The organism is Vibrio sp. Vb1574 (assembly GCF_033338675.1).
On record NZ_JAWOTC010000001.1, the window covers coordinates 233,692 to 253,549 of the forward strand.

Below are 19,858 nucleotides of genomic sequence, written 5' to 3' on the forward strand. Positions count from 1 at the left end.
CATGACTGCACCACTAATTTCCATCCGTAACCTATGCGTAGACTACATCACAGACGCGGGCGATGTCCGCGCCTGTAACAACGTGAGCTTCGACATTGCACCCGGTGAAGTATTCGGTCTGGCTGGTGAATCTGGCTGTGGTAAGTCCACTGTTGCCTTCTCACTAATGCGCCTTCATAAGCCACCAGCGTTTATCACAGGTGGTGAGGTGATCTTCAACGGTGAAGATATCCTTCAGTACAGCGATGATCGCATGCAAGCGTTCCGCTGGAGTGAAATGTCGATGGTATTCCAGAGTGCGATGAACGCTTTGAACCCTGTTCTAACCATGGAAGAGCAGTTCTGTGACGTCATCATGCGTCATACCAATATGACTCGCGCTCAAGCAAAAACACGCGCTGAAGGTCTGCTGGAAATCGTTGATATCCACCCTAGCCGATTGAGTGATTACCCGCACCAGTTCTCTGGTGGTATGCGTCAACGTCTAGTAATCGCAATCGCTTTGGCTCTGAACCCAAAAATGATCATCATGGACGAACCGACTACCGCATTGGATGTAGTGGTTCAACGTGAAATTCTACAAAAAATTTACGCGCTTAAAGAAGAGTTTGGTTTCTCAATTCTGTTCATCACACATGACTTGTCATTGATGGTCGAGTTCTCGGATCGTATCGGCATCATGTACTCAGGTGAGTTGATTGAAGTCGCGCCTTCTAAGCAAATTCTGGAAAGTCCTTACCACCCTTACACCAAAGGTTTGGGTAGCTCTTTCCCTCCACTAACTGGACCAAAGACCAAATTGACTGGTATTCCAGGTAACCCTTTGAACTTGCTAGAAGTACCACAGGGCTGCCGCTTCCAAGCTCGTTGCGATCGCGTACATGAAGCATGTACACGTGTACCAACCCAATTACGTCAAATTGAACCAGGTCGCCTCTCAAATTGCCATTTGTACGGCGACACCATTGCTCAAGCTAAGGTTTAACAACAAAAAAACGCTAGCTAAGAACAAAAATTACACTGGAGAGAATTATGAGCAAACAATTCGGCGAACTGCTGATTGAGGGTAAAAATGTCGTTAAGGACTTCCCTTTAAACAGTAACTCAATCAAACAATCTAAGATGCGTGCAATCAACGACGTCTCTTTCAAAATGTACAAGAGCCGCGGCTTGTCAGTGGTAGGTGAATCTGGTTCAGGTAAGTCTACTACTGCAAAAATGATTGCAAAAATGTACGCACCAACCGATGGCATCATTGAATACAAAGGTCGTGATATCCAAGACATCACCTCTCGTCACGATTTAATGACCTACCGTGAAGGTGTACAAATGGTGTGGCAAGACCCGTTTGGCTCGCTAAACCCAACGCACAATATCTTCCACCATATTGCGCGCCCGCTGCTGATTCATAAGAAAGTAGCACCGTGCAACAAGAAAGAACTGGAAGAGCGTGTGTACGACCTACTTGAACAAGTTGGTCTTATTCCACCAAAAGAAACGGCGCAAAAGTTCCCGCACCAGCTATCTGGCGGTCAGCGTCAACGTGTAAACCTAGCTCGTAACATCGCAGTTGGTGCAGAAGTGGTATTGGCGGATGAGCCAACATCGATGCTCGATGTATCAATCCGTGCCGGTGTTCTGAACTTGATGGAAGAGATGAAGTTCGAGAAACAAATGTCTCTGCTTTACATCACTCACGACATCGCAACAGCGCGTTACATTGCTGAAGATCTCGCGGTCATGTACGTAGGTCACATGGTTGAATGGGGCGATACTGAAGAAATCATTCACGATCCTCAACACCCATATACGCAACTGTTGGTATCTGCGGTTCCAGATCCATCGAAGTCTATTCACGAGAAACTGAAAGGCAACAAAGGGGAAATCCCACTTTGGACACCAGAATCTGTCGGCTGTCCATTTGCTGGACGTTGTGTACACGCTACCGACAAATGTCGCGAACGACTACCGGGCGTCACTCAACTGTCCGACAACCACTTTGTCCGCTGTTACTTATTTGAAGATTAATCATCACGAGGGTCAGGTTCAGCCTGGCCCATTCCTGTTTTTATCGTTTCCCGGAGACATTGAATGCTGCTACTGACTAACCACATTGGTTATGAACGTCTGGGCCCAAAGAAAGCCATTATCCAGACCGAACAACCACACTTGTCTTCTTACACTGCTCAATTGATTTGTGCCACTAGCGAGCAAACCGTGGCAACTTTTGCGGTTGAAGAACAAGGTAAAGTGGCGAACTGGCATCAGGGCTATTTCTACCTCATCGACTTTTCCTCTTTCACAACGTCAGGTGACTATTTCTTGCAAGTAGAAGATACGCGCTCTTCCTCTTTCATCGTTGGCGAACACATTCTGTTGGATCAAACTTTGTCAGATGTGATCCACTACTTCAAATCGCAACGTTGCGGCGGGATCTTCGATCAACAAGATCGACAACTTCCAGTACTAAACTCCAATAAAAAGGTTGATGTACACGGCGGCTGGTACGACGCATCAGGAGACGTTAGCAAGTATTTAAGTCACCTTTCATACGCGAATTATTTGAATCCTCAACAAACCCCAATGGTGGTTTGGAACATCCTAAAAGGGGTTTCGTTGCTTGAAGGAAGCGAAGACATTGCAGCTTTCACACGTACACGTCTGATTGAAGAAGCCCTGTTCGGTGCAGACTTTCTTGTGCGTATGCAAAACGAAAAAGGCTTTTTCTACATGACGGTCTTTGACAAGTGGAGCAAAGATACTGCGCAACGCGAGATTTGCGCGTACGAAACTCAACTTGGTCACAAATTTGACGACTATCAAGCAGGCTTTCGACAAGGTGGCGGTGTCGCCATTGCAGCGCTAGCGGCAGCATCGCGTTTAAGTGTTCACGGTGAATACGATCAACAAAAATACCGCAACGCTGCCGAAAATGGTTACTGGCACTTAAAAGAGCACAATACGCAGTACCTCAATGATGGGGAAGAAAACATTATCGACGAATACTGTGCGCTACTGGCTTGTGTAGAACTGTTTAAAGCAACCAAAGAAACTCGCTACTTGGAAGAGAGCCGTTTGTGGGCGCAACGTTTAGTTGCACGCCAAATGAGCGACGAGCAGATTCAACACTTTTGGTCAGCAAACCAAGACGGCAGCCGTCCATATTTTCACGCAGCCGAAGCTGGTCTACCAGTTATTGCCCTATGCGAATATCTATCAATTGAAGACGACTCAGCACGAGCGGAATCGGTAAAACGTATCGTCAACCTAGCGTGTGAGTTTGAGATCACAATATCGAATAAAGTGATCAACCCATTCGGTTACCCTCGCCAATATGTTAAAGGCGTAAATGAGTCAAAACGCGAGGCATTTTTTGTCGCACACAACAATGAATCTGGCTATTGGTGGCAAGGCGAGAATGCTCGACTGGGCTCACTCGCGACCATGGCATACCTTGCTCAACCGCATATAGCGTCGCAAGAAGTACAGCAACAACTTTCTGTGTTTGCTCAAGATGCATTGAACTGGATTGTAGGCTTAAACCCATACGACATGTGCATGCTAGATGGCCATGGTCGTAACAACCCTGATTACCTCCCTCAATATGGTTTCTTCAACGCAAAAGGTGGCGTGTGTAACGGAATCACTGGCGGCTTTGAAGACGAGGAAGACATTGCATTTAACCCACCAGCACAAAAAGAAGACGTGTTACAAAACTGGCGCTGGGGCGAACAGTGGATCCCGCATGGCGCTTGGTACTTACTCGCGATAATGAGTCAAGCTCAGCATGTTTCTCAGTTGGCGACCTCTAAAAATATGAAGGAAGAATAATCATGGGAATGTATTTTGTCGGTATCGATGGTGGCGGCACGTCATGTCGAGCCAGGATTAAAGATTCACAAGGTAATTTTCTTGGCGAGGCCAAAAGCGGCAGTGCCAACATCATGCTAGGTGCTGAAATAGCAATGGCTTCGATTCTTGAATCCATCACTTCGGCTACCGAGCAAGGCGGTCTGACACAACAAGATTTCGCGTCGATGCACGTCGGCTTAGCCCTTGCTGGCGCAGAGCACAAAGCATCTTGGCAAGCCTTCATGTCTCTTCCTCATCCATTTGCCAGTATGACTCTGAATACCGATGCCTACGGTGCGTGCGTTGGTGCGCACAATGGCGAAGATGGCGCAATCATGATTGCGGGAACCGGTTCTTGTGGCATCTACCTTAACGGATTGGAGCAACACGTTGTCGGTGGTCGTGAGTTCCCTATTTCGGATCAAGGTGGCGGCGCAGTGATGGGGCTACGCCTAGTTCAGCAAGTTTTGTTAGCTGAAGATGGCATCAGAGAAAAAACGCCCCTAGCACAACACGTTATGACGCATTTCGAAAATGAGGTCGACAACGTGGTGGCGTGGTCAAAACAGGCGCTTCCTCGTGATTATGGGCAGTTTTCTCCGGCTATTTTCCAACATGCGGAACAAGGCGATGCACTGGCCATTGAAATGCTGAAGCAAACCGCAGCGGATATAGAAATGTTTCTCGTGGCATTAAACAAGCGCGGCGCAACACGTATTTGTTTAATGGGCAGCATAGCTGAACGCATTGTACGTTGGCTTTCACCACCAGTTCAGCAATGGATTGTTGAGCCACAGTTTGACGCGATTGAAGGCGCAATTATGTTTGCTGGCAAACCAGAACATAACCTTTACTCGCTCAGTGCGGCGTAGGAGTAGATATGGAATATCGTGTTGATCTCGTAGTCCTTTCTGAGCAGAAACAAAACTGCCGCTTTGGCCTCACCTTTCATAACTTGAGCGACCAAGACCTAAACAGCTGGAGCTTAACTTTCGCTTTCGATCGTTACATTCTTCCAGACAGCGTTTCAAATGGTCAACTGACTCAAATTGGTAGTTTTTGCACACTTAAACCAGAAGGGGTGGTACTGGCTGCCAACCATCACTATTACTGTGAATTCAGTATTGGTTCGAACCCATTCCGTTATTACTCGGATGGCTTTAACGAAGCGATGATCAACTTTGTCGTTGATGGAAACCCACAGCGCGCACAAGTGGATGTCACGCCTATCGTATTAGCTTCACCATACCGTGAACGCAGTGAGATTCCGGCAAGTTTAACCCATGCACAGCCCTTGCTGCCAAAACCAAACCATATTGAGGTCAGCGATCACTATTTTAGCTTTGATCATCATGCTGGCGTCGCGGTTTATTCAAGCCTGGCCAATTCAGCTAAAGAATGGCTACTTGAAGAGCTTAAGCGCATTCACCAATTTGAGTTCGCATCAGACAATGGCAGTCAGATCATCTTCAAAGGCAACCCAACCTTGGATGAAGGCGCTTACAAACTGAAAGTAGCCGAAGAGTCAATCAAAATTGAAGCAGGATCTTCGTCTGGTTTTACCCATGCTTGTGCAACGTTATTACAACTAGTCAAAGTTGGCGATCAACCTAACTCAATGGAAGTAGTTTGCTGTTCAATCAAGGACAGACCACGCTTTCGTTACCGCGGTATGATGCTGGATTGTGCTCGTCATTTTCACTCCGTTGAGCAAGTCAAACGCTTGATCAACCAACTGGCTCATTACAAGTTCAATACGTTCCATTGGCATCTTACCGACGATGAGGGTTGGCGAATTGAAATCAAATCACTGCCTCAACTGACCGATATTGGTGCTTGGCGCGGATTGGATGAGATCAATGAACCACAGTACACGCACTTTGATGAACGTTACGGCGGCTTCTACACACAAGAAGACATCAAAGACGTTATCGAATTTGCATCGCAACGCGGCATCACCATCATTCCTGAAATTGATGTACCTGGTCATTGCCGAGCCGCCATCAAGTCGTTACCACACCTATTGGTAGAAGCAGAAGATACCACCGAATACCGCAGTATTCAGCATTACAACGACAACGTCATTAACCCTGCTCTGCCGGGGAGTTATGAATTTATCGACAAAGTGCTAGAAGAGGTCTCTGCGCTTTTTCCTGCGCCTTACGTTCATATTGGTGCCGACGAAGTACCTAACGGCGTATGGTCAAAAAGCCCAGCATGCCAAGCACTAATGGAACAACTGGGTTACAGCGACTACAAAGATTTGCAAGGACACTTCTTGCGTTATGCCGAAGACAAACTTCGTAAATTGGGCAAACGCATGCTGGGCTGGGAAGAAGCTCAACACGGCGACAAAGTCAGTAAAGATACGGTGATCTACTCATGGCTAAGCGAAGAAGCGGCATTGAACTGTGCTCGCCAAGGCTTTGATGTGGTGCTGCAACCAGCACAAACCACTTACCTAGATATGACCCAAGACTACGCACCTGAAGAACCGGGCGTGGACTGGGCAAACCCACTGCCACTAGAAAAAGCTTACAACTACGAGCCGCTCGCTGAAGTGCCTGCTGACGACCCAATACGTAAGCGCATTTGGGGCATTCAAACAGCATTATGGTGCGAAATTATCAATAACCAACCTCGCATGGACTACATGATCTTCCCTCGTTTAACTGCAATGGCAGAAGCATGTTGGACAGACAAACAACACCGAGATTGGACCGACTATTTATCACGCTTGAAAGGCCATCTACCTCTGCTTGATTTGCAGGGAGTGAATTACCGTAAACCGTGGAAGTAATACAAAACTGATGTCGAAACATCACGCTTGAAGAGTTTTTAAATTTTGGCTGCTGATGCAGCTTCGTAAAAAGGAAAGACACAAATGAAATACGGCTATTTCGATAACGAGAATCGCGAATACGTCATCACTCGCCCTGACGTACCAGCACCATGGACCAACTACCTAGGTACTGAGAAGTTCTGTACGGTTATCTCGCACAACGCGGGTGGCTACTCGTTCTACAACTCTCCAGAATACAACCGTGTTACTAAATTCCGTCCAAATGCGACATTCGATCGCCCAGGACACTACGTTTACTTGCGTGATGATGAGACAGGTGATTACTGGTCAATCTCTTGGCAACCAGTTGCGAAGAGCCTAGACGAAGCAAACTACGAAGTTCGTCACGGCTTGTCTTACTCTAAGTTCAAATGTGAATACAGCGGTATTACCGCAACAAAAACTCTGTTCGTGCCAAAAGGCGAAGACGCTGAAATCTGGGATGTAGTGATTAAAAACACCTCTGACAAACCACGTACGATCAGTGCATTCTCATTTGTTGAGTTCTCATTCAGCCACATTCAGTCTGATAACCAAAACCACCAGATGTCTCTCTACTCTGCAGGTACGGCTTACAACGAAGGTGTGATTGAATACGACCTGTACTACAACACTAACGATTTCGAAGGCTTCTACTACCTAGCGTCAACGTTTGATCCAGATTCATACGACGGTCAACGTGATAGCTTCCTAGGTCTATACCGCGACGAAGCAAACCCACTAGCAGTAGAACAAGGTAAGTGTTTTAACACCGCACAAACGTGTTACAACCACTGTGGCTCTCTGCACAAGCAATTTACTATCCAACCAGGTGAAGAAGTTCGCTTTGCTTACATTCTAGGTATCGGTAAAGGCAACGGTGAGCGTCTACGTGCTAAGTACCAAGACCTTGCAGAAGTCGACAATGCATTTGCTGGCATCAAAGCACACTGGGATGAGCGTTGTGGCAAGTTCCAAGTGAAATCGCCAAACGAAGGCCTAGACACCATGATCAACGCTTGGACGTTATACCAAGCGGAAACTTGTGTTGTGTGGTCTCGCTTTGCTTCATTCATCGAGGTGGGAGGCCGTACAGGTCTTGGTTACCGCGATACAGCGCAAGATGCAATCTCAGTTCCTCACGCTAACCCAGCAATGACGCGCAAACGTATCGTTGACCTACTGCGTGGCCAAGTAAAAGCGGGCTACGGTCTACACCTATTCGATCCAGATTGGTTTGACCCAGAAAAAGCGGATGTTAAACCATCGAAGTCTCCAACCGTAGTTCCAACACCTTCTGATGAAGACAAAATTCACGGCATCGAAGACACTTGTTCCGATGACCATCTATGGCTAGTTCCAACCATCTGTAAGTACGTGATGGAAACCGGTGAGCACAGCTTCTTCGACGAAGTGCTCCCTTACGCCGACGGTGGCGATGCAACGGTTTATGACCACATGAAAGCCGCGCTAGACTTCTCGGCTGAATACGTAGGTCAAACCGGTATCTGTAAAGGGCTGCGTGCAGACTGGAACGACTGTCTGAACCTAGGTGGCGGCGAATCGTCAATGGTGTCATTCCTACATTTCTGGGCACTGCAGGAGTTCATCGACCTAGCGAAATACCTAGGTAAACAAGCCGACGTTGAAAAATACACGGTGATGGCAGCAAACGTTCGTGAAGCGTGTGAAACCCACCTTTGGGATGACGAAGGCGGTTGGTACATCCGTGGTCTGACGAAGAATGGCGACAAGATCGGTACTGCGCAACAAGCGGAAGGCCGAGTACACCTAGAGTCAAACACACTTGCGGTACTTTCTGGTGCGGTATCTCAAGAGCGCGGCGAAAAAGCGATGGACGCTGTCGATGAGAACCTGTTCTCTGAATACGGCCTTCACCTAAACTCACCATCTTTTGCAACACCGAATGATGATATCGGCTTCGTAACTCGTGTTTACCAAGGCGTAAAAGAGAACGGTGCGATATTCTCGCATCCAAACCCATGGGCTTGGGTAGCTGAAGCGAAACTGGGTCGTGGTGATCGTGCAATGAAGTTCTACGATGCGCTAAACCCATACAACCAGAACGACATCATCGAAAAACGTATTGCAGAACCATACTCATACGTTCAGTTCATCATGGGTCGTGACCACCAAGACCACGGTCGTGCAAACCACCCATGGTTAACAGGCACGTCAGGCTGGGCTTACTTCGCTGTTACCAACTTTATTCTTGGTGTGCGTACAGGCTTCGATGGCCTAACTATCGATCCATGTATCCCAACGAACTGGCCTGGTTTCGAAGTGACTCGCCAATGGCTAGGAGCAACGTACAACATCAAAGTCGTTAACCCAGACTCAGTAAGCAAAGGCGTTAAGTCGATTACCGTGAACGGTGAAGCTGTAAATGGTGCATCTGTACCAGTTCAAGCGGAAGGTTCAGTAAACGAAGTTATCGTTACTCTAGGTTAATCATCTTTTGGGGGAGTCCTTCTCCCCTTTTGATTTATCCGGTGCATTTATGTTTTACAAGTGCATCGGTTCGCTAGCAAAGATTTAAGACGCGGTGGGATGCCGCTCTTATCGAGGATCGAATCATGATCAAATTTGGTACAGGCGGTTGGCGTGCATTTATTGGTGAGGAGTTCACCAAAGATAACGTACGCTTGGTTGCCCAAGCAGTTGCAAACATCACGAATAACGAATCGGTTGCTGATCGCGGTTTTGTGATTGGCTATGACCGTCGTTTTCTTTCCGATAAAGCAGGTCGTTGGTTCGCTGAAGTTCTAGCAGCAAACGGCATTATGGTTAGCTTTATCGACAAATTTGTCCCAACACCTATCGTAATGTTTAAAGCGAAAGAAATGGGCTGCGCATACTCGGCATGTATTACCGCATCACACAACCCTGCCGATTACAACGGCATTAAAGTCTTCATTGAAGGTGGTCGTGACGCAGATGAAATCATCACCCAAAAAATCGAATCACAAATAGACGCGCTCACTGCGCAAGATGTAAAAAGCGTCGACTTTGAACAAGCGGTTGAAGATAAGCTGATTGAAATCATCAATCCGATGAACGAATTCGTTGACTCAATCATCGACTTTATCGACATCGGAGCGATCAAGAAGGCGAATTTACGTGTTTTGATCGACCCAATGTTTGGTGTCGCGAAAAACGCACTGCAAACCGTATTAATCAACGGCCGCTGTGACGTTGATGTGATTAACGATGGCAAAAACCCAGACTTCGGTGGGTTAATGCCTTCGCCAAGCGCTGCAACACTCTACCGTTTGATGCACCTAGTGAAAGAGCAAGGTTACGATATTGGCATCGGTACTGATGGCGATGCGGACCGTCTTGGTATTATCGACGAAAAAGGTAACTTCATTCATCCAAATGAAGTGCTACTGCTGCTTTACTACTACCTACTTGAATACAAAGGCTGGAAAGGCTCCGTGGTACGTAACATCGCAACCACCCACCTTCTCGATAAAGTCGCCGAAGATCATGGCGAGAAATGCTTTGAGGTTCCTGTAGGCTTTAAGCACATCAGCTCCCAAATGGAAGCGGATGACTCACTGATTGGCGGGGAAAGCTCTGGTGGCCTAACCATTCGCGGCCACATCAAAGGTAAAGACGGCGTATTCGCATCAAGCCTATTGGTAGAAATGATTTCAGTAACCGGCAAGAAGCTGTCTGAGTTGCTGGATGAAATCTACGGCAAGTACGGCTATGCCTACATGGCAGAAGGCGATTGCAAGTTCAAACCAGCGCAAAAAGACGTACTGTTCAACAAGATTTATGTTGAAAAGCAGTTGCCTGAGTTTGAGTTTGAAATCGAAAAAGTCAGCTATGAAGATGGTGCGAAAGTCTACTTCAAGAACGGCGGTTGGATCATCGCTCGCTTCTCTGGCACTGAGCCACTGCTACGAATTTTTGCAGAGATGCAAGATAAGGACACTGCGGAACGTGTTCTTCAACAGTTTAAAGACTTCTTGTCTTTATAACTGAACCTTGTGCCCGCTTCGAGCACTATGATGAGAGTCAACGCTGTCTGAAAAGGCGCTCATCAACAGGAGAAGAGCACTTGCCCGGCTCCACAGCCGGGCTTTTTTATTGTATGTTGGGAAGTCGTAAACGAGATAGAAAAGATACTCAGGAGCGTTAAGCAAATGCCAGGACGCCTTGCGTTTCAATTTTCACCGCGACGGACTCACCTATATTTAATGCTTGCGAAGCTGTAGCTAACAAACGGTCACCATTCGCGTTAATCACATAACGGCAGTGATCACCCATAAAATGCTGTTCCAATACGGTTACCGAACTATCTTCATCGGATTGAATTTGCACATGCTGCGGTCTTAGCAGTAAAGAGCACTCCGCCTGTACTGGAATATCTTGTTGAGCCGTGGCTTCAACCACGCCCAAGTGGGTTTCATATTCTGAATTCGAAACCCGTTTAGCAGCAAGGTAACTGCCACCACCTAAGAAATCAGCGACAAATTTACTTGAAGGCTGGTAGTAAAGCTCAGATGCTGTGCCATATTGCTCGATGACTCCATTGTTCATCACTGCCATTTTATCGGCGAAAGCAAAAGCCTCTTCACGGCTATGCGTAACAAAAATGGCAGTCACACCTTGGGCCTTAAAAATCTTACGGATCTCACTTATCAACTCATGGCGAACTTGCGTATCAATATTAGAAAACGGTTCATCAAGTAACAATAAGTCTGGGCTGTAAGCTAATGAGCGAGCAATCGCAACACGCTGCTGCTGTCCACCAGACAATTGATGAGGATAACGATCGCCATAACCTTGAAGATGCACGAGTTCTAACATCTCTTGAACTTTGGCATTTTTCTCTTTTGTCGAGCACTGCTTTAAGCCAAAGGCAATGTTTTGCTCCACCGTCAAGTGAGGAAAAAGTGCGTAATCTTGGAAAATCATCCCGATATTACGCTGTTCTGGCGGCAACCAGTTTTCCCCATCATCAATTGTGACGCAATTTAGACTCATTTCGCCTGACGTTAACGGCAATAATCCCGCAACGGCCTTTAATAGTGTTGTTTTCCCACAGCCACTGGCTCCTAGCAAACAGACAATCTGCCCTTGTTCTACCTCAAGAGACAATGATTCGAGTACAGTTTGATCGTCATATTGGCACGTTAGGTTTTTAATTGATAATGCACAGCTCATCAGTGATTTTGCTCCAGTGAACGGTTAACAACAACAAGCGGGATCAACCCAACAAGAACCAACAGAACCGCTGGCAAAGCGGCCAATTCTAAATGCTCATCCGAGGCGAAGTTATAAACGTATGTGGCTAGTGTTTCAAAGTTAAACGGACGAAGTAACAAAGCCGCATTAAGCTCTTTCATCGACTCGATAAACACTAATAAAGCCGCAATCAGTGCACCGCGCTTAACCAGCGGAAAGTGCACGCGCCACAGCATGACATTGGGCTTACAACCCATAGTGCGCGATGCCATATCTAACGACGGAGAAATTTTATTTAAATTACTTTCGATACTACCAATCGCCACCGCTGAAAAGCGCACAACCATGGCAAAAACCAGGGCGAACATGGAGCCAGAAAAAATAAGTCCCGGTCTTCCCCACTCCATGGCTTTAGCAACGTCGTTGACACGATGATCCATAAACAGCACAGCGACCATCACACCGATGGCTAGTACCGTTCCTGGTACTGCATAGCCCATAGAAGAAAGACGCATAAATGCCAAGCTTTCTCGTTTACCATTGACTCGATGGGTAAAGTTAACGATCAGTGCGACAGCAACACCAATAATCGCAGCAATAACAGACACAACTAAGCTATTCCATGCGTATTCACGAAACTCTGAGGTCCAACTCTGCGCAAAATAAGTGATCGCATAATCAATCAGCTGTAGTAGCGGCAAAATAAAAGCGACTGAAACCAAGCCCCAACACCAAACCAGTGCGGTCCACTTTTTCCAGCCCGTCAACTCGTAACGAAAATCTTCGTGACTGTTAAATTGGCTTTGAAAAAGCTTTTGTTTACGGCGGCTGTATCGTTCGGCACTAAGAAGCAGTACTACAATGACGAGCATCATGGCAGAAATCTTGGCTGCCGCATTAAGATTAGAGTACCCCAACCAAGTATCGTAGACCGCTGTGGTTAACGTATTCACCGCGAAGTAACTTACCGTACCAAAGTCACCGATGGTCTCCATTGCGACCAATGATAAACCTACTGCGATAGAGGGTCTTACTAACGGCATCGAGATGCGCCAAAAGCTTTCCCATGGAGAGCACTTGAGCAAACGCGCGCTTTGCAATAAAGATACATTTTGCTCCATAAACGCAGCCCGGCACAATAAATACACGTAAGGATACAACACCAAAGCCAACACAAAGGTCGCACCAGGCAACGTACGAATGTCAGGGAACCAATACTCGCCAGGTCCCCATCCGGTTACATCACGCAAAAAGATCTGAATCGGGCCTGCAAAATCAAACCAATCAGTAAAAATATAACCAATGATATAACCTGGCATTGCAAGAGGTAGCACCAATGCCCACTGCAACCATTTTTCGGTCGGCAGTTTACACATGGCCATTATCCAAGCGCTTGGAATACCAAGAATTAAGGACAGCACCATTACGCCAACAGTTAGCGCAACCGTGTTAAAAATATAAGTCGGCATGACCGTTGCCATTAAATGAGCAAACAAATCATCCGTTTCACCAATTGCGGTGTAGAAGATCGCTAAGATCGGCAAAACCAGTAGCAGAGTTATTACCCCACTACTGGTTTTCCATAAAGAGTGTTTATCTTTCATCGCCTAATTACTGCAAGGCTGTATGAAATACAAATGCTGTTGCAAATACATCTCATATCCTTTAATCAAATGGGGGTACTGTTATACCCCCACAAGGAATTAAAGGTCAAATTTCACTTCATCTAATAGCTTAATTGCCGCTTCGTGGTTGGCTGCAATATCGTCTAGAGAAAGCTTGTCTGCTTTAAAGTCACCCCAAGATTCCACAAGCTCAGAACGCTTCACGCCTTCTTTAACTGGGTACTCGTAGTTAACTTCTGCGTACATTTGCTGCGCTTTGTCACCCGTTAGGAATTCCATTAGCTTCACAGCATTGTCTTTGTTTGGAGAGTACTTAGCCATCGCCATACCAGAGATATTCACGTGAGTGCCTGTAGTCTCTTGGTTAGGGAAGTTGATGTAAACTGCATCAGCCCAAGCTTTTTGCTCTTTGTCGTTAACCATTTTACCTAGGTAGTAGCTGTTACCTAGAGAAACATCACATAGGCCTTCTTTGATCGCTTTAACTTGTGCACGATCGTTGCCTTGTGGTTTGCGAGCAAGGTTTGCTTTCACGCCTTCTAACCACTCTTTGGTTTCTGCTTCGCCATTGTGAGCAATCATTGCTGAAACTAGAGAAACGTTGTACGGGTGCTTACCGCTACGAGTACAAATTTTACCTTTGAACTCTGGCTTAGCTAAGTCTGCGTAGTTGAAATCTGCGCCTAGTTTACCTACGCGATCACGTGATGAATAAACGCTACGAGAACGTAGAGTTAGAGCAAACCACTCATTCTCTTTATCTTGGTATTGAGCAGGTACGTTTTCTTCAATGATTTTGCTATCGACTTTCTGAACTAAACCTTTGTTTGTCAGTTCAGCTAGACGGCTGATGTCTGTCGTAAGAATAACGTCAGCAGGGCTGTACTCACCTTCTTGAGCTAGCTTTTCTGCTAAGCCTTTTTTAGCAAATTTTACGTTTACTTTGATACCAGTTTCTTTAGTGAACTCATTGAACATAGGTTCAACTAGGAAAGGTTGACGGTAAGAGTAGACGTTCACTTCTTCAGCAGCCATTGCTGTTGGAGCTAGAGTAGCGCAAGTTAGTGCTGAAAGAGTTAGCAGTTTTTTCATTGTTTAATCCTTTACCATGCTAATGATAACGTTTATCAGTTGCGTTATTATATGTATGTTCAATAAGAAGACAATGACGAATATTAAAAAACCTGCTCATCGGAGCAGGTTTTATTGTGTTAAGTGTGTAACCATTTATTACAAGCTAATGATTATTTCACCGTAACAAACTCTGGGTAAGCACCAACACCACAATCATGCATGTCCATACCTTCCATTTCTTCATCTTCTGTAACGCGAATCCCAACGGTCGCTTTCAAGATTGCCCACACAACTAGGCTAGCACCAAATACCCAAGCAAAGATAACTACGGCACCTAAAAGCTGTGCACCAAACGTTGCATCACCGTTGCTCAGTGGCACTACCATTAGGCCGAAGAAACCACACACACCGTGAACTGAGATAGCACCTACTGGATCGTCAATTTTAAGTTTATCTAGAGCAATGATACTGAATACTACTAGTGCACCCGACACCGCACCAATCGCAACCGCGTACAGTGGTGATGGCGATAGAGGGTCTGCAGTGATGGCAACCAAGCCAGCTAGCGCGCCATTGAGGATCATCGTTAAATCGGCTTTACCCCAAGTAGTTTTACAAACGAATAGCGCCGCAATTGCACCAGCAGCCGCTGCTGCGTTAGTGTTTAGAAAGATCTGACCTACCGCTGTAGCATTCTCAAAATCTGAAACCATCAACTGAGAACCACCGTTAAATCCAAACCAGCCAAACCAAAGGATAAAAGTACCCAACGTTGCCAAAGGCATGTTAGAACCTGGAATCGGATAGATTTCACCATTTTTACCGTACTTACCCTTACGCGCGCCAAGCAGTAACACACCAGCAAGAGCAGCAGAAGCACCTGCCATATGTACGATACCAGACCCCGCAAAGTCACTAAATCCAGCTTCTGCTAGGAAGCCTCCACCCCATGTCCAGTAACCTTCCATTGGATAGATAAACGCAGTTAAAATCGCAGAGAAAATCAAGAAAGACCAAAGCTTCATGCGCTCAGCTACCGCACCAGAAACGACGGACATAGCAGTTGCAACGAAGACAACTTGGAAGAAGAAGTCAGACTCTAAAGAGTGGTCGGCCCCTTCACCTTGAGTACCAATTAGCGTACCAAATGAAGGTAACCAGCCTCCTTCTCCATTATCGACATACATGATGTTATAACCGACAATCAGAAACATCGTGCATGCGATGGCGTACAAACAGATGTTCTTCGTAAGAATTTCTGTTGTGTTTTTAGAGCGCACAAGGCCAGCCTCTAGCATCGCAAAGCCTGCTGCCATCCACATTACCAACGCACCGGAAATGAGGAAGAAAAAGGTGTCAAGTGCGTAACGTAACTCGGTTACTGTTGTTGTTAATTCCATAATAAGTATCTCCAATCCTTTGAATTCTTAAAGTGCTTCTGCGTCCATTTCGCCAGTTCGGATACGCACCGCTTGGTTCAGATCGTAAACAAAAATTTTACCGTCGCCGATTTTTCCGGTTTGCGCAGCTTTTGTAATTGCTTCAACAACGCGATCTACATTGTCTGCGTGAGTCGCGATTTCAATTTTCACCTTTGGTAGAAAATCGACTTGATACTCTGCACCGCGATACAATTCCGTGTGACCTTTTTGACGACCGAACCCTTTAACTTCTGATACTGTCATCCCTTCGATACCGACATCAGCCAATGCTTCTCGTACATCGTCTAATTTAAACGGCTTAATAATGGCATTGATTATTTTCATTGAGTTATCTCCGAAGCTTTCATCCTGAAACACTTCTTATAATCCAATCTACGTGCCAAGTTTTTAAGTTATTGAATAATAAAAACTAACCTCAATTTACATATCTATAAACAAAAAGGGCGCACCATATCGGTGCGCCCTTTTCACAAATTTAAAGCAACGGCAGAGAAGTTACCCAAAACTGTGCATTAAATGTTCAAAAAGTCTTTCCACTGTTCGATAAGTGCCATGAAATCCTCTATCCCACAACTTGCTGTACTTTCTGCATTGTAGAAGTCGAACTCACTTTCCATCTCGACATCATATTCATGGGCTAATGCGTTTTCTTGTACAAGAACTTCGTCGCCCTGAATCATCAAGCTAATTTCCGTGCCTGTAAGGTTATGCTCCTGAGAAGGCGCTGAAAATGACCGCTCAATTAGCTTTTCAACCTGTGCAATCTTCATCGGATCTTTACCAATTTCTTCTTGCAACCAGCGCCCTACAATCTCATGTCCCATGCTACATTTTACATAGTACTCGCCCATCAACGTGTTACGAATGAATTCAAATTCCACCGAGATTGCCTATTTCGTATCAATTTGGTGCGAGTATAGCGAATTGCTCCCATAAAAAAAGCACCTCATGTGAGGTGCTTTTGAATTGTGCATTTCTGATTATGCCGGTTCTTGGAAGATCACTTCGTCCGCTTTCTTGGTGTATTGATCCATTTTATGGAAGTTCAAGTAGCGGTACGTATCCGTTGCCGTAGCGTCGATTTGCTTCGCGTATTCTAGGTATTCTTCTTTGGTTGGAATCTTACCTAGGATTGCACCTACTGCAGCTAGCTCAGCTGACGATAGGTAAACATTCGCACCAGTACCCAGACGGTTCGGGAAGTTACGCGTTGAAGTCGACATTACTGTTGATTTATCTGCAACACGCGCTTGGTTACCCATACAAAGTGAACACCCTGGCGTTTCAATACGAACCCCTGCACGTCCGAAGATACCGTAGTAGCCTTCTTCAATCAGTTGGTCTTTATCCATCTTTGTTGGTGGCGCTACCCAAAGGCGCGTCGCTAACTGGCCATTGAACTTATCAAGCAATTTACCTGCTGCGCGGAAGTGACCGATGTTCGTCATACAAGAACCGATGAACACTTCATCAATCGCTGTGCCTTGTACTTCAGACAACAAACGAGCGTCATCTGGGTCATTCGGTGCACATAGTACTGGCTCATTGATTTCAGCCATATCGATTTCAATCACATGTGCGTATTCAGCGTCTTTATCTGCTTGCATCAGCTCAGGGTTTGCTAGCCACTCTTGCATTGCAGTAATACGGCGCTCGATAGTACGGCGATCACCGTAGCCTTCAGAGATCATCCACTTCAGCATCACGATGTTAGAGTTTAAGTACTCTTCGATCGACTCTTGAGACAATTTCACAGTACAACCTGCCGCCGAACGCTCTGCAGATGCATCAGAAAGCTCAAATGCTTGCTCAACCGTTAGCGTTTCTAAGCCTTCAATCTCAAGGATACGACCAGAAAATTCGTTGATCTTGCCCGCTTTTTCTACCGTTAGTAGACCTTGCTGAATCGCGTAGTAAGGGATGGCATGAACAAGATCACGCAGTGTAATACCCGGTTGCATCTCACCTTTAAAACGAACCAAGATTGACTCTGGCATGTCTAGCGGCATAACGCCTGTCGCAGCTGCAAAGGCAACCAAGCCCGAGCCGGCTGGGAATGAAATACCCAGAGGGAAACGAGTATGTGAGTCACCACCCGTACCGACAGTATCCGGTAGTAGCATACGGTTTAGCCATGAGTGGATAATACCGTCACCAGGACGAAGAGATACACCACCGCGGTTCATAATAAAGTCCGGAAGTGTATGGTGAGTGTTAACGTCTACTGGTTTTGGATAAGCCGATGTGTGACAGAAAGACTGCATGACAAGATCAGCAGAGAAGCCGAGACACGCCAAGTCTTTAAGTTCATCACGAGTCATAGGGCCAGTAGTATCTTGCGAACCTACTGTCGTCATTTTCGGCTCACAGTAGGTTCCAGGACGGATGCCTTCTACGCCACATGCTTTACCAACCATTTTCTGTGCAAGCGTGTAACCCTTGCCAGAATCTGCGATTTCACCTGGTTTGCGGAATACGTCCGAAGGCTCAAGACCTAGCGATTGACGCGCTTTGTCTGTCAAACCACGACCGATGATCAATGGGATACGACCACCAGCACGAACTTCATCAATCAGTACTTCTGTTTTTAGCGAAAACTCAGCTAGAACCTCACCAGTTTCGTGGTTGCAAACTTTACCTTCATATGGGTAAACATCGATAACATCGCCCATGTTGAGCTTAGTTACGTCAACTTCGATTGGTAGTGCGCCAGCATCTTCCATTGTGTTAAAGAAGATAGGGGCAATTTTGCCACCAAGCACATACCCACCAGCTCGTTTGTTTGGAACGTAAGGGATATCATCACCCATAAACCAAAGCACTGAGTTGGTTGCAGATTTACGTGAAGAGCCAGTACCAACAACATCACCAACGTAAACCAATTGATGGCCTTTGTCTTTTAACTCTTCAATTTGCTTGATCGGGCCAATAGTACCCGGTTGATCAGGGTTTATTCCTTCACGCTCGTTTTTAAGCATCGCCAGTGCGTGTACTGGGATATCAGGGCGAGACCAAGCGTCAGGTGCAGGTGAAAGGTCATCCGTGTTCGTTTCACCTGTTACTTTAAATACGGTTAGAGTGACTTTTTCTTCAAGCTTAGGCTTAGAAAGGAACCACTCAGCATCAGCCCATGATTGAAGTACTTTCTGTGCATGCGCATTGCCTGCTTTCGCTTTCTCTTCTACGTCATAGAAAGCATCAAACATCAGCAGCGTATGAGACAGCGCTTTTACTGCGATCTCTGCCAGTGCTTCATCATCCAATAGCTCAACTAGCGGTTCGATGTTGTAACCACCTTGCATAGTGCCTAGCAGTTCAGCCGCTTTTTCACGACTCACTAATGGTGATTTAACTTCACCTTTTGCTACTGCTGTTAGGAAACCCGCTTTTACATAAGCAGCTTCATCAACACCTGGAGGGATACGGTTTTCAAGTAGGTCAAGAATGACTTCTTCTTCACCTTGCGGGGGATTTTTCAGAAGTTCTACAAGTCCAGCAACTTGTTCTGCGTCTAGCGGTTTAGGAACAACTCCTTCAGCAGCACGCTCTTCGACGTGTTTACGGTAGGCTTCAAGCACGACTTTTTCCTCTCATTGCGGTTCCTCCTCTATTATTACTATTGTTAAAGTAAAGGAGTGAACATCCTTGGAAACTTGGCTCTCCATTGCCCTTGTTTTCATTCAATTATGATTGAGAAACAGCGCCGTAGAGGCCAAACTGTGGGCAAAATAATAGCAAATTTAACCTTAAATTAAAATCTTATCATTTTGACCAACATAGCAACTTACGACTAAAGTTCTGCTAATTTTGACCAAATATGCCAA

The 19,858-nt window shown here is 46.0% G+C and carries 14 protein-coding genes; 7 read left to right on the plus strand and 7 right to left on the minus strand.

Going from position 1 to position 19,858, the window contains the following annotated elements; genetic code table 11:
- Position 1 precedes the first annotated feature (1 nt).
- The 7 genes from R7O12_RS01025 to R7O12_RS01055 all read left to right on the plus strand — a co-directional run bounded on the left by R7O12_RS01025 (position 2) and on the right by R7O12_RS01055 (position 10,683).
- Entirely contained in the window at positions 2–985 is a 984-nt protein-coding gene (locus R7O12_RS01025) for an ABC transporter ATP-binding protein (protein ID WP_005386550.1), read from the plus strand.
- A 47-nt stretch (positions 986–1,032) separates the two neighbouring features.
- Positions 1,033–2,028: an ABC transporter ATP-binding protein gene (locus R7O12_RS01030; protein WP_053304111.1), complete on the plus strand. Its 996-nt coding sequence runs from the start codon at positions 1,033–1,035 to the stop codon at positions 2,026–2,028.
- A 63-nt stretch (positions 2,029–2,091) separates the two neighbouring features.
- Entirely contained in the window at positions 2,092–3,831 is a 1,740-nt protein-coding gene (locus tag R7O12_RS01035) for a glycoside hydrolase family 9 protein (protein ID WP_053349851.1), read from the plus strand.
- Positions 3,832–3,833: 2 nt separating this feature from the next.
- Positions 3,834–4,724 (plus strand): N-acetylglucosamine kinase, encoded by an 891-nt coding sequence (locus R7O12_RS01040; protein ID WP_005380046.1) that lies wholly within the window; start codon positions 3,834–3,836, stop codon positions 4,722–4,724.
- 8 nt (positions 4,725–4,732) lie between these two features.
- Entirely contained in the window at positions 4,733–6,652 is a 1,920-nt protein-coding gene (locus R7O12_RS01045; RefSeq protein WP_054579084.1) for a beta-N-acetylhexosaminidase, read from the plus strand.
- Positions 6,653–6,736: 84 nt separating this feature from the next.
- The gene (locus R7O12_RS01050) at positions 6,737–9,145 is read left to right on the plus strand and encodes a GH36-type glycosyl hydrolase domain-containing protein (RefSeq protein WP_318125559.1); all 2,409 of its coding nucleotides are present in this window, start codon (positions 6,737–6,739) and stop codon (positions 9,143–9,145) included.
- A 125-nt stretch (positions 9,146–9,270) separates the two neighbouring features.
- A complete protein-coding gene (locus tag R7O12_RS01055) occupies positions 9,271–10,683 on the plus strand; it encodes a phosphoglucomutase/phosphomannomutase family protein (RefSeq protein ID WP_005380053.1) in 1,413 nt (470 codons plus the stop codon).
- Between the two features lie 157 nt (positions 10,684–10,840).
- Here R7O12_RS01055 and R7O12_RS01060 read toward each other — a convergent pair whose 3' ends face one another.
- From R7O12_RS01060 to acnB, 7 genes are all read right to left on the minus strand, one after another.
- Positions 10,841–11,872, minus strand: coding sequence for an ABC transporter ATP-binding protein (locus R7O12_RS01060; protein ID WP_005380055.1), 1,032 nt, complete (start codon positions 11,870–11,872; stop codon positions 10,841–10,843).
- Positions 11,872–13,497, minus strand: coding sequence for an ABC transporter permease (locus R7O12_RS01065; RefSeq protein WP_053304117.1), 1,626 nt, complete (start codon positions 13,495–13,497; stop codon positions 11,872–11,874). Before R7O12_RS01065 ends, R7O12_RS01060 begins: the two co-directional genes overlap by 1 nt.
- A 99-nt stretch (positions 13,498–13,596) precedes the next feature.
- Positions 13,597–14,610 carry a Fe(3+) ABC transporter substrate-binding protein gene (locus R7O12_RS01070; RefSeq protein ID WP_005386566.1) on the minus strand — a complete coding sequence of 338 codons (1,014 nt, stop codon included), beginning with the start codon at positions 14,608–14,610 and terminating at the stop codon, positions 13,597–13,599.
- A gap of 152 nt (positions 14,611–14,762) precedes the next feature.
- Complete coding sequence (locus tag R7O12_RS01075) at positions 14,763–15,992, minus strand: ammonium transporter (RefSeq protein WP_005386568.1); 1,230 nt, start codon at positions 15,990–15,992, stop codon at positions 14,763–14,765.
- Between the two features lie 27 nt (positions 15,993–16,019).
- A complete protein-coding gene (locus R7O12_RS01080; protein WP_005386570.1) occupies positions 16,020–16,358 on the minus strand; it encodes a P-II family nitrogen regulator in 339 nt (112 codons plus the stop codon).
- Between the two features lie 188 nt (positions 16,359–16,546).
- On the minus strand, positions 16,547–16,915 hold the full coding sequence (locus R7O12_RS01085) for a YacL family protein (protein ID WP_017635908.1): 369 nt from the start codon (positions 16,913–16,915) through the stop codon (positions 16,547–16,549).
- Between the two features lie 99 nt (positions 16,916–17,014).
- Positions 17,015–19,612: a bifunctional aconitate hydratase 2/2-methylisocitrate dehydratase gene (acnB, locus tag R7O12_RS01090; RefSeq protein ID WP_005380009.1), complete on the minus strand. Its 2,598-nt coding sequence runs from the start codon at positions 19,610–19,612 to the stop codon at positions 17,015–17,017.
- Positions 19,613–19,858: the final 246 nt, after the last annotated feature.

Excerpts from the sequence above, each read along its gene's own strand:
- R7O12_RS01025 (WP_005386550.1), top strand. The coding sequence starts at position 2 with ATGACTGCACCACTAATTTCCATCCGTAACCTATGCGTAGACTACATC.
- R7O12_RS01030 (WP_053304111.1), top strand. The coding sequence starts at position 1,033 with ATGAGCAAACAATTCGGCGAACTGCTGATTGAGGGTAAAAATGTCGTT.
- R7O12_RS01035 (WP_053349851.1), top strand. The coding sequence starts at position 2,092 with ATGCTGCTACTGACTAACCACATTGGTTATGAACGTCTGGGCCCAAAG.
- R7O12_RS01040 (WP_005380046.1), top strand. The coding sequence starts at position 3,834 with ATGGGAATGTATTTTGTCGGTATCGATGGTGGCGGCACGTCATGTCGA.
- R7O12_RS01045 (WP_054579084.1), top strand. The coding sequence starts at position 4,733 with ATGGAATATCGTGTTGATCTCGTAGTCCTTTCTGAGCAGAAACAAAAC.
- R7O12_RS01050 (WP_318125559.1), top strand. The coding sequence starts at position 6,737 with ATGAAATACGGCTATTTCGATAACGAGAATCGCGAATACGTCATCACT.
- R7O12_RS01055 (WP_005380053.1), top strand. The coding sequence starts at position 9,271 with ATGATCAAATTTGGTACAGGCGGTTGGCGTGCATTTATTGGTGAGGAG.
- R7O12_RS01060 (WP_005380055.1), bottom strand. The coding sequence starts at position 11,872 with ATGAGCTGTGCATTATCAATTAAAAACCTAACGTGCCAATATGACGAT.
- R7O12_RS01065 (WP_053304117.1), bottom strand. The coding sequence starts at position 13,497 with ATGAAAGATAAACACTCTTTATGGAAAACCAGTAGTGGGGTAATAACT.
- R7O12_RS01070 (WP_005386566.1), bottom strand. The coding sequence starts at position 14,610 with ATGAAAAAACTGCTAACTCTTTCAGCACTAACTTGCGCTACTCTAGCT.
- R7O12_RS01075 (WP_005386568.1), bottom strand. The coding sequence starts at position 15,992 with ATGGAATTAACAACAACAGTAACCGAGTTACGTTACGCACTTGACACC.
- R7O12_RS01080 (WP_005386570.1), bottom strand. The coding sequence starts at position 16,358 with ATGAAAATAATCAATGCCATTATTAAGCCGTTTAAATTAGACGATGTA.